Source organism: Elusimicrobiota bacterium, assembly GCA_016721625.1.
Lineage (GTDB): Bacteria > Elusimicrobiota > Elusimicrobia > FEN-1173 > FEN-1173 > JADKHR01.
Window position 1 is genome coordinate 140,752 of the sequence record JADKHR010000001.1, and the last position, 10,820, is coordinate 151,571.

The window sequence follows — 10,820 nt, forward strand, 5'->3', positions numbered from 1 at the left end:
GGGATTCCCCTGTCGAGATGCTTCAGGGGGCCCTGGATGCTTATTTCGACAATCGGTTCGAGGATTCCGTACAGCTCTTTCAAAAAATCTTGGAGGTGGATCCGAAGAACGACGCCGCGCGAAAAGGGCTGAAGAACGCCCAACGCAAGAGGGACGAGCAGGTTCGCCGAGAGCGGGACCAAGAAAGGAAAGCCCTCTACGCCGCTCAAGAATTCGTCGCCCACGGGAAACTGGTGGAAGGATACGATCGGGTGGGGGACGTGTTGGCACGCTCGCCCAACCTTCCGGACGCGGTGGAACTTTTAAAGAAAATCCGTGTCAAGGCGGACGGGGCGCTCCGGAAGGCCAAACCGGGCTCGAGCGCCTTTTTTGAGGCCGAAGGCGTTTTGGCTTACATGGACGAGGATTGGTTCAAAACGGTGGACTCTTGGGAAAAAGTGCTCGTATTCAACAAGGACCGATTGGACTTATCCCAAAAGATTGCTTCCGCGAAGAAACGGTTGGCGGAGCAACAGCGGCAGGAGCGGATCCGCGTTCATTTGGACCTGGGCCAGGGCCTGATCCAGCAGGGCCTTTTCCCCGACGCGATTCGGGCGTTGGACGAAGTGTTGCGAATGGATCCGACCAACGCCGAGGCCCGCACCGCGCTGTACGAAGCCCGCCGTTTGGGCGCCCAGGCCCACAAGGAAGAAGTGGCGGGCCATGTGCAGGAGTTGAACCGAAAAGCCATGGACGCCTTCACGTCGGGACGCCGCAAAGAAGCCTTGGCGATTTTTGAAAAAGTATTAAGCCTGGACCCGGGCAACCTATTGGCCACGGATTACAAAAACCGGATTCTTGGGTTGGACCTCGCGATCGATGCGCCAGGACCCCGGGCTGGGGGCAACGGGAATGTTTTGGGCCGGGCGGAGGAGTTCTTTCAGAACAATCGGTTTCAGGATGGCATCGAAGCGTTGGAGCGGCATCTGGCTCAGAACCCGAACGATGCGAAGGCTCAACAACTCTTGGATGACGGACGGAACCGCCAACGGCAAGCGACGGACCAAGCTTACCGGGAGGCATTGACGGCCTACTCCCGAGGCGATCGAGAGGGCGCCATGCGGAAACTTCAGGACTGTTTGCGCATGAATCCCGACTTTACAAGGGCCAAGCAGGCCCTGGTGAAAATCATGCAGGAGGGGAACAAATGAAATCCCCATGGAAATTCTTCGCGGGGTTGGCCGGGGCGGCTTTCTTCTTGGGGGTTCCCGGGGCGGACGCCGCCCCCACGCCGGACAACGTCATCGAAAGCGTCAGCGTTCAGGGGGTCGGTCAATTCGGCAAAATCATTCTTCAATCCACCCGCCCCCTCAAATACCGTGAGGTCAGGGAAAAAGACACAGGGCTTGTCCTGTATTTTCTTGAGCCCGTTCTTTGCCGTCGCCCCGCCATCGAGCGCGCCTTTAGCGAAAGCGTGAGCGAAATCCGCTACGGCTACCGCGGCGGGGCGGCGCCCGCCTCGGGGGAAGAGGCCAAACCTCTGGAGTTCATTCATTTAAAATTCAAACAACCCACCGCTTACACCGTCGTTCAAAAGGAATGGCTTTTGGCTGTGGAACTTCGCCCCGCCCCCAAGCGGACCTCCGAAATGGCCAAGCCGCTGGATAAAAGGGACCAATTGGTGGTGGGAGATCAACCCGGTGTCCAGCGGTTGGGATTGCCGACCAGCCCCTTGTTGACGGATTTCCTGCGGGTGGGAATCGCCAACCATATGCCGCTTCGCGTCGCGGAAGAGGAGTTTCGCGTGGCCAACGTGCGCTACCTGGAGGCCATGCGGAACCTGATGCCCGCCGTGACGTGGAAATACAGCGAGTCCCAGGGTGAATTGAAAGAAAGCCCCACGGTCTCCACCGACGACACGAAATTCAGGCGCAAAGAATATGGGCTGGAGTTCGGGATCCCGATCTTCCACAGCGGCCGGAATTACTTTAATTTCCGCTCCGCCGCCGCCCAGAGATCCGTGGCGGAACAAAATGTGCGCAAGGTCCGCGGCGAAATCATTTTTGAGATCACGCGGGCCTATTACAACCTGATCCGCTCCCAGCGGGCCGTCAAAGTCCGGAAAGAACTCGGCCAGAGATCGGAAAAGATCATCGAGCTCGCCCGCAAGAAAAAACAGCTAGGCCTGATTACCCAAGCCGACTACCTGGGCGCCGAATCGCTTTTCAATCAGGGCTATTACCGGCTTCTGTCCGACGAAAAAGACCTGGAGATCGCCCGGCTCAAAATGGCCGGGCTGGTGAACATCGCGGAACCTCTACCCGAGGTTTTGTCCAATCCCGCTGATTCCATCGATCCCAACGCCTTGGTGGAATTGGCCATGCCTCCGGAATCCCTGATCGCCACTGGGCACGAGCACCGGCCTGAAATGCGGGTGGCCGAGCAGACGGCCGAAGCGCAATCCTACGGCTATCGCGCCGCCTGGGCCCAGGATCTCCTGAAGGTGGATGGGACCTATTTCACGGGAAATGCTGGCGGCGCCTTTGAGAGCGATCCCTTGGAGATGCGCAACAGTTGGAACGCGGGGCTTCAAGCGAGCCTGTTCTTCGGGGGAAGCACGTTAAAGGGCGCGGCCACCAAAGAACACACGGTGCCGGACTATGCGGAGACCACGGCGACGAACGTGGAAGGGAAAACCGTAAGCGTGGGAATGTTTGATGCGCTTAAAAGCGCCGGGGACGCTCGCCAGGCCAGGGCTGGCCGGGACCGCGCGATCTACGAGCGGGACCAGGCCCGGCGCGACGTGGAGGTGGACGTGCGCGAAGCCTATTACAACATCCAAAAAGGCAAGATCCAAATTCGGGGAGCCCGCTCAGAGGTGGATTACCGGGAGAAGGAGTTGGATATCGCCCACCAAAAAGAACGCATGAACATGGTGGAACCCCAGGAAACGTTGGCGGCCGAAAATGCGTTCGGAGAGGCGACGGCGAACTACGAAGAGGCGCTGGCCTTCTATCAGATTTCCTTGGCCGGTCTAGAACGCGCCGTGGGCGTCCCGTTGGCCTCCATCCCCGAGTTTCGGTAGAGATGAGTCTCCCCGCATTTTTTGTCCGCCGTCCTGTCACCGGGACGATGATTTTCTGCGGGGTTTGTTTGATGGGGTTGATCACCTGGTTCCTCAACGCCCGTGAATTGTTTCCCAGCATTTCCTACCCCCAACTCCTGGTCATTACCCGCTACGGCAACGCCGCCCCTGAAGAAATCGAAAACCTGATCACCAAGGTCATCGAAGAATCCGTCGGCACCGTGCCGAATTTAAAACGGGTCCGGTCGCTTTCGAAGGAAGGTATTTCCTTGGTCACGCTGGAGTTCGATTGGGGGACGGACATGGGTTTCGCCCACCTCTCCGCCCGGGAAAAAATAGACCAGATCAAAGACCGCCTGCCCTCCGAGTCCGAAGAGCCGATCATCAACCGCATCAACCCGTTCGCCCAGCCCATGATGATTTTCTCCATTAGCGGTTCGCTTCCCATGTCGGACATGACCCGCCAGGCGAAAACAGTGGTCAAGCAACGCTTGGAAAAGGTCCTGGGCGTGGCTTCCGCCGTGATCAGCGGGGGCGAAGAGCGTGAAATCCGCGTGGAAGTCGATATGGGCCGGATGGAATCCACTGGCGTGTCTTTGAACGGCATCGTAGATTCATTAAAAGAAACGAACATGAACTACCCCGCGGGCACCACCTTGGGGAAAACCTACCAGTATCTGGTGCGGACCGTCGCCGAGTTTACTCACTTGAGTGAGATTGGCGAGGTGGTGGTCAAAGTGGCCCGGCCGCCGGAGGAGCAACCACATTTCGAGCGGCGGCGCGGCGCTCCCCGGGAGGAGTCCACGCCGAAAGACCAGCGCTTGGTGCGCTTGGAAACCATGAGCCAGACCATCGACGGGTTCAAGGAAAAGACCAGTTTCTCCCGCCACAACGGGTTGGACAATATTTCCATCGCCGTCCAAAAACAGGCGGACGCCAACACCCTGAATACGGCCGCCCGCGTCCTCGCCGCCATTGACGAGATCCGGGTGAGCCTCCCCAGGGGGATGCAGGTGGACCTCGTTTATAATGAGGCCGATTTCATCCGTGACGCCATCAACGGCCTGGTGGTGGACAGCATTTTGGGCGGAATTTTGGCGTTCCTCGTCCTCTACTTCTTTTTACGGAACCTGACGTCCTCTTTGGTGGCCGCGCTGACCATCCCGGTTTCGGCCATGTTCACCTTTGTGTTTATGTATTTCGGCCACGTGTCCATCAACTTACTTTCTCTGGCGGGGATCGGCCTCGCCGTGGGCGCCTTGGTGGACAACGCGATTGTCTGCATGGAGAACGTGACTCGCCATCGGGAAGAGTTGGGCAAAGACCACGCCACCGCCGCCATCGACGGGACCCAGGAAGTCGTCATGCCCATGTTCAGTTCCGCGATCACCAACGTTGCCGTCTTCCTCCCTTTGATGTTCGTGCAGGGGGCCGCGCAAAAACTTTTCCGCGATCTTTTCATTGCGAACACGTTGGCCACCATGGGATCTTATTTCATCGCAATCACGCTCATCCCCCAGCTCATCAGCCACCCTGTGCCTTTGGCGGGGCTCCAGAAGTTGCTGGATCGGTTTATCCCGAAACGGAACCGGGCGCCTGTCCTCCAGGCCGAAGCCGTTCCTCTTCCCTGGCTCCGAAGGGCGTTTCGCTATTTCTCCCATGGAATTCCGGACCGGGACTACCATCGTTTGATCGATGGATATAAATCCATCCTGGACCGCTCCATCCGGGCCCCGCGCAAGCTCTCTCTGGGTCTCGGGATACTGGTGATGTTGAGCCTGCTCTTGATGGCTTTCCAACCCAAGGTGTTCATGCCCCAGTTTGACCAAGGCCGGTTCATCCTAAGGATCGACCTCCCTGTGGGAACTCGTCTCGACATCACCAACGGGGTGATGCAAAAAGTGGAACGGCAGGTGAAGGAAATCGGAGCGGTGACGGACGTCTCGGTGGCCGTGGGGTCCAATAATTCCGACGCCGTGGACGCGTTGACTTCCTACCAGGCTCAGGCCATCGTGAACCTCGACCGCCGACGGATGTCCACGGACGAGGTGATCGAGGCGCTCAAGGCTCGCTTGGACAAGGAAAACCTGGAGGGGGCCCAGGTTCAGTACCTCCTCCAAGGGAGCGTTCTATCCTCCGCCTTCGAGTCCAGTTCTCCCATTCTGATTGAAATCAAAGGGCACGATTTGGCGACCCTTCGAAAACTTTCGACGGACGTGGAAGCGGAAATCGCGAAAGTCCCCGGGATCTACGGGATAAAAACGTCCATGGCCCTCCCCTCCCCGGAAACCCGCGTGGACGTGGACCGCGTGCGGGCCGCGAGCTTCAATCTGTCTGTTTCTGAAATCGCCCGCACGGCGCTGATCGGTATAAAAGGGTTTGTGGCCACGACCTACAAGGAGGAAGGCCAGGAGGTGGATGTGCGGGTTCAACTGAGGCCGGAAGACCGGGTCAATATGGATTCGGTTCGACGGCTGGTGGTGCAAACCAGGAACGGCTTGATGATTCCCCTTTCTGAAATCGGGACCATTGAAACGGCCAAGGGCCCTAGCGAAATCAAGCACCTGGACCAACAGCGGGCCGTCTTGATCTCCGCCAACATTCTCAAACGCTCCTCCAGCGAGGTCATCGCCGACATCGACGCCCGCCTCGGCCAATTCGAGATGGCCGATTACCACCTGAAACTGAGCGGTGAGAGCCAACAGATGAAAGAATCTTTCGGTCCCCTGGGGATCGCCATGGTCTTGGGTGTCGTGGCGAACTACATGATCATGGCCGCTGAATTTGAGAGCCTCTGGCACCCTCTGATCGTCCTGGGCACCCTTCCTCTGGGAGTGATCGGGGTGGCGCTGAGCCTTTTTTTAACGCGCACGCCCTTGAGCGCGCCTGTGATCCTGGGGTGCATCATGTTGGGGGGGATGGTGGTCAATAACGGCATCGTCTTGATCGATTTCATGAACGTGCTCCGCCGGAGCGGCGTTGGCCTCCGGGACGCCGTGTTCCAGGCTTCCGCGGCGCGGTTCCGGCCCATCGTCATGTCCAACATGACGTCGGTGTTGGGGGTCTTGCCTTTGGCCGCGGGGTTGACGGAAGGATCGGAGTTGACGTCTCCCATGGCGGTGGTCTCCGTCGGCGGATTGACGGTTTCGGCCATCTTGACGATGCTCCTCATCCCGCTTCTCTACTACCATTGGGAGAAATGGCGCGCCGAACGCGTTTCCATGGACCCGATCGAGGGGAGCGACCCCCCGTCCCCCGAGCCTCCCGCGGCGGGGTAGACCCGTGCGTTCTTCTCACCCGTCGCTCTCCGTTCCCGCCCCGCGGGATCGCTTTCTTCTTCACTCCCTTTTATGAGCCTCCCCCGCACCGCCGTCGGTCGCCCCGTGACCACGCTGATGCTCTATGCGGCCCTCTGTTTCTTCGGGGTGTTCGCGTTCATCGTTCTTCCGGTGGACCTCATGCCCAACGCCGGCGCGGGAAGCCTCACCGTGATGATCGGCGTGCGGGGGGGATTGCCGCCCGAAGACATTGAGACCCTGGTCACCAAGGTGGTGGAAGAGGCCGTGGCCACGGCAGCCCACCTCCGGAACGTCCTATCGGTTTCTCGAAAAGACCGGTCCGTCGTCACCCTGACCTATGAGCCGGGCACCGACCTCAGTTTCGCCGCCCTGGAAATTCAAGAGCGGTTGGCCAAGATCAAAAATAAATTACCCCGGGACATTGAGAAACCCATCGTTGCCCACTACTCGGAGGGGGATTACCCGGTCCTCATTCTTTCGTTAACGAGCGACAAGCTCAGTCCCGAGAAAATGAGGGAGATTGTGGACAACCGTTTGAAACCCCAACTCTCGCGGGTGAACGGGGTGGCGAACGTGGAAGTCGGCGGCGGGAGGGAACGGAAAATTCTCGTGGAGTTTTATCAGGACCGCCTGGAGGCTTACCGGCTCTCCATCCGGCAGGTGATCGATGCCATCGGGAAAAACAACGTCAACCTGCTATCGGGAAAAACCCTCACCTCCCGCGACGAATGGGTGGTCCGCACCATGGGCCAGTATGGAACCATGGAGGAACTGAAGCAGTTGGTCGTCCTCCAGAGCGCCGAGGGGTCCTCCATCCGTTTGTCGGACATCGCCGATATCCGCGACTTTTATTTGGAGGCCGAGAGCTACGCCCGCCTGAACAAAAAGCCCACCGTGTCCGTCTACATCCAAAAGGACAACAACTCTAACACGATTCGCGTGGTGAAGCGGGCCAGGGACATGATTGCCAAATTTGAAAAAACACAGCTGGACCCCTCGATCCGCCTCCAGATCGTCACGGATCAATCCACGTTCATCCAAGAGGCCATGTCCAACGTCACCCAGAACTTTACTTGGGGCGCGATCTTGACTTGGGGGATTATTTTCTTGTTTTTAAAGGAGTGGAAACACACGACGGTGGTGTTCCTCTCGGTCCCCATCGCGGTCTTGATCACCCTGGGATTCATGTATCTCGCGGGCCTGTCCTTGAACGTGATGACCCTCACCGCTCTGGCCCTCGGCATCGGCATGGTGGTGGACAGCGCCACGGTGGTCCTGGAAAATATTTTAGAAAAGAAAAAACACCTCCTTCGGATCCATCCCGGGTCTGACCTCACGGAATGCACCATTCAGGGAACCGAAGAGCTTTTTATTTCTCTCGTAGGGTCCACCCTGACCACCGTTGTGGTATTCCTTCCTATCGTTTTTATCAATAAGCAGGTCAAGATCCTTTATTCGGGGTTGGCCTTCACCATCACGGTTTCCATGGCCGCGGCTCTCGTGGTGGCCGTCACCTTGGTGCCTCTTTTGGCCTCGCGGATCCAGCTTCCAAGCCACAAGGGGTATCTCAGTCCGGGGGGCCGGGCTCGTTTGGATCGCTTTTGGGCCGCAACCCTTCGCTTCACTCCCGCCTGGGTGTTTCGCTGGGCGGCCCATGGCGGGGGGTGGCGGAGCCGTATCTTTCCGTCGGAGATACCGGAAAAATATTGGACGCCGCCGCCGGATTATGTTCCGGTGGAAGAATCCCCTCCCGTGTCGGCGCCTGTTCCAGCCCCAGAGGACGGTTCCTTGCCGGCGTCCGACCCAGCTCCGGCGGCGTGGGGTATCCGGGCTTGGGTCAAATACTATTGGCACGCCTGGTTTTGGCCTTCGGCCCTTTTTGAGATCCGCCGGGCGCGGCACCATCCTCGCCGCGCCTTTGTTCATTGGTGCGCCCAGTCCGTGCGCCAACAAAAATGGATATCCCTGGGGATGGGCGCGGCGGCTCTTTTGTCGGTTTTCGTTTATTTGTTTGTCATGGAAAAGGATTTTCTGGGGACCACGGAACAAAACGAATTCATCATTTACATCGAACTCCCCGCCGGCGCCAAGCTCGATATCTCGGACCAGGTGGTGCGCGAAGTCGAGCAGAAACTCTCGGACACGCCGGAAATTGCCGAGGTCGTGAAAACCGCCGCCGCGCGGGTGGAGGGCTGGTCTTCCAAAGTGTATGTCACGTTGGCTCCCCGCAGCGAGCGTTCCCGCTCGGTTCAGGACGTGATCAACGAAATTCGCCCCAAAGTGGCCGACATCGGCCAGCAGTTCGACAGTTTTATTTACTTTTCAGAACCGGAATCTTCAAAAGAATTCTTCATTGACGTGTTTGGCCCGGACTACAACGAGCTTCGGGACATGGCCTCGGCCATTGCCGGTAAACTGCAGAACGTTCGGGGCTTGACCGACATCAAACTGCGCTACAAGCCGGGCCAGCCGGAGTTGCAAATCAAGGTCAACAAAGACCGGGCCGCGCTTTTCGGCCTAACGGTGAAGGACATTGCCGAAGACCTTCACGCTCAAATCCGGGGGCTCCGCCCCACGTTCTTTTTTGAGGAAGGCAACCAGCTCGAAATCATTGGGCGGGACAAGGAAATCTATCGTAAAACCGTTGAAGACATCGGACACCTTTCGGTGGCCGGACCCGAAGGAGACCCCATCAATATTTCCCAGATCACGGATTTCGGGTATGCCCTCACCCCCAGTGAAGTCTGGCGCAAAGACAAACAACGCGTGATTCAGGTGAGCGCCAACCGGGAAAAGCTGGCGCTCAGTTCGGCCGCCAAGCGGTCGTTGTCGGCGCTCCGGGGCCTTTCGGTCAAGCCGGGGTATTACTTCCAGATTGGTGGCGATTACGTGGACATGGTCCAAAACGAGCGCGAGTTCCGTTTCGCTTTTCTCATTATGGCGGCGTTGGTCTTTATCGTGTTGGCTAGCCTTTTCGAGTCCTACACCCAGGCCCTCATCGTCATGGTCACGATCCCCATGGCGCTGATCGGAAGCATCCCCTTGCTCCATTTTACCCACACCCCGGCTACCATGAGCGTCTACATCGGAATCATCATGTTGGGGGGAATCGTGGTGAGCGCCGCCATTATTTTGGTGGAGCGGATCAATCAATCCCGCCAGGAAGGCCGGGAACTGAAACGCGCCGTTTTGGAATCCAGCTGGATCCGTCTTTCTCCCATCCTCAACACATCGTTAACGACCATCGTGGATTTGGTCCCCATGGCCCTTTCGCGAAGCGATTCGGCCGCTCTCTGGGCGCCGCTTTCCTTGACCGTGATCGGCGGAGCGACCGTTTCCACCTTCTTGACCCTTTTTTATGGTTCCGGCGATTTACTACCACACGGAAATATTCAAACAGAGAGTTAAACTCTTCTTTGTGAGCGGAGTCCCGCCCCTCGCCGTTTCCCCATCGGTCCCAGAGGGGTCTTGATTTTTAAATTGATGGTCGGATGAAAATGGATCGAGTTCGAAGGAAGCGCCTTCAAATCGGAAGTTTGAACGGAGGAATTTCTATTTAACCGTGGTTGAGAATCCGAAGGAGATTCTTTTCAGTTTTTAGGCGAAGTTTCTTCCGGACCCTCCGCGCGGGATTGAGTTTCGTTGGCTCTCGCAGGGGAGGCCGGGGTCTTCGGAGCCCCTTGGACAGAAGGCGTTTTTTGTCGAAGGTCCCGGTTCAATTGGTTGATGCGGTTTATTTCGTTGATGGTCCGGAGCGTTTCTTGAACACCCGGATCGATGCCGGAGGGGCTCTGCCCAAATTCCCTGTTGTTCGGGCGAGTGTTGTCCACGGGAGCGGGATAGCGTTGCTGTCCCCACGCCCCCTCGGAAGAACGGGGTTTCAACCTCTGTTCTCGAAGCGCAGCCCAGAAGACCCAGCCCGCAACCCCCAACACAAAAAAGGCGCCCGCCCCCCACCAAAGCCAAAGTGAACGACGGGCGCCCATGGAAAAACCGGTTAAGAGGTCAGTCCTTTCGGGTGTTGGACTCGATTTTAACGAGAAGACCGATCACTTCCGCGATGGTCCAGAAAAAAAGAAGATAAAAGAAACCCAGGATCAAGGCCAAGACGGAAGTGGCTCGAGGCGCGTCGGCGGACCCGCCGCCCACCAAGATGATGACGAAGAACACCAGGCCGAGGAGCGCCGAGATCAGAGCCAATGCTTTGAATGTCAGGGGAATGTATTTAAGCGGTTTCGTGCTGTTCATAGGATCGAGCCTCCTCGAAAATAAACGAATACGTTCGACCCCCGGGCACATCGTCCCTGGAGTCCGCGTAAATCTATAACAGACTCCCGTTCCTGTCAAGGGAAAAATTATCTCCCCGGTCAAGCCCTTCGTTTGTGCCGTGTTCTCTTGATCTTAAATTGGAGCCGCTCTCTGGTCGCGCCATTGGTTGAAGCGTTGCAGGGATGTTT

Annotated in this window: 6 protein-coding genes; 4 read left to right on the plus strand and 2 right to left on the minus strand. The window is 57.8% G+C overall.

Annotated elements, in window-relative coordinates; all coding sequences use genetic code 11:
• Positions 1-17 precede the first annotated feature (17 nt).
• The 4 genes from IPP35_00585 to IPP35_00600 all read left to right on the plus strand — a co-directional run bounded on the left by IPP35_00585 (position 18) and on the right by IPP35_00600 (position 9,771).
• A complete protein-coding gene (locus IPP35_00585; GenBank protein MBL0057639.1) occupies positions 18-1,190 on the plus strand; it encodes a tetratricopeptide repeat protein in 1,173 nt (390 codons plus the stop codon).
• The gene (locus tag IPP35_00590) at positions 1,187-3,064 is read left to right on the plus strand and encodes a TolC family protein (protein ID MBL0057640.1); all 1,878 of its coding nucleotides are present in this window, start codon (positions 1,187-1,189) and stop codon (positions 3,062-3,064) included. The genes IPP35_00585 and IPP35_00590 overlap by 4 nt, the downstream gene beginning before the upstream one ends.
• Before the next feature lie 2 nt (positions 3,065-3,066).
• A complete protein-coding gene (locus tag IPP35_00595; GenBank protein MBL0057641.1) occupies positions 3,067-6,342 on the plus strand; it encodes an efflux RND transporter permease subunit in 3,276 nt (1,091 codons plus the stop codon).
• Positions 6,343-6,414: 72 nt separating this feature from the next.
• Entirely contained in the window at positions 6,415-9,771 is a 3,357-nt protein-coding gene (locus IPP35_00600) for an efflux RND transporter permease subunit (GenBank protein MBL0057642.1), read from the plus strand.
• A gap of 182 nt (positions 9,772-9,953) precedes the next feature.
• Here the strand turns inward: IPP35_00600 and IPP35_00605 are convergent, their stop codons facing one another.
• Together IPP35_00605 and IPP35_00610 are read right to left on the minus strand one after the other, a co-directional pair.
• Positions 9,954-10,298 carry a hypothetical protein gene (locus tag IPP35_00605; GenBank protein MBL0057643.1) on the minus strand — a complete coding sequence of 115 codons (345 nt, stop codon included), beginning with the start codon at positions 10,296-10,298 and terminating at the stop codon, positions 9,954-9,956.
• A 70-nt stretch (positions 10,299-10,368) separates the two neighbouring features.
• On the minus strand, positions 10,369-10,611 hold the full coding sequence (locus IPP35_00610; GenBank protein MBL0057644.1) for a hypothetical protein: 243 nt from the start codon (positions 10,609-10,611) through the stop codon (positions 10,369-10,371).
• Between the last annotated feature and the right edge of the window lie 209 nt (positions 10,612-10,820).

Coding starts and splice junctions, on each gene's coding strand:
- IPP35_00585 (MBL0057639.1), top strand. CDS start 18: ATGCTTCAGGGGGCCCTGGATGCTTATTTCGACAATCGGTTCGAGGAT.
- IPP35_00590 (MBL0057640.1), top strand. CDS start 1,187: ATGAAATCCCCATGGAAATTCTTCGCGGGGTTGGCCGGGGCGGCTTTC.
- IPP35_00595 (MBL0057641.1), top strand. CDS start 3,067: ATGAGTCTCCCCGCATTTTTTGTCCGCCGTCCTGTCACCGGGACGATG.
- IPP35_00600 (MBL0057642.1), top strand. CDS start 6,415: ATGAGCCTCCCCCGCACCGCCGTCGGTCGCCCCGTGACCACGCTGATG.
- IPP35_00610 (MBL0057644.1), bottom strand. CDS start 10,611: ATGAACAGCACGAAACCGCTTAAATACATTCCCCTGACATTCAAAGCA.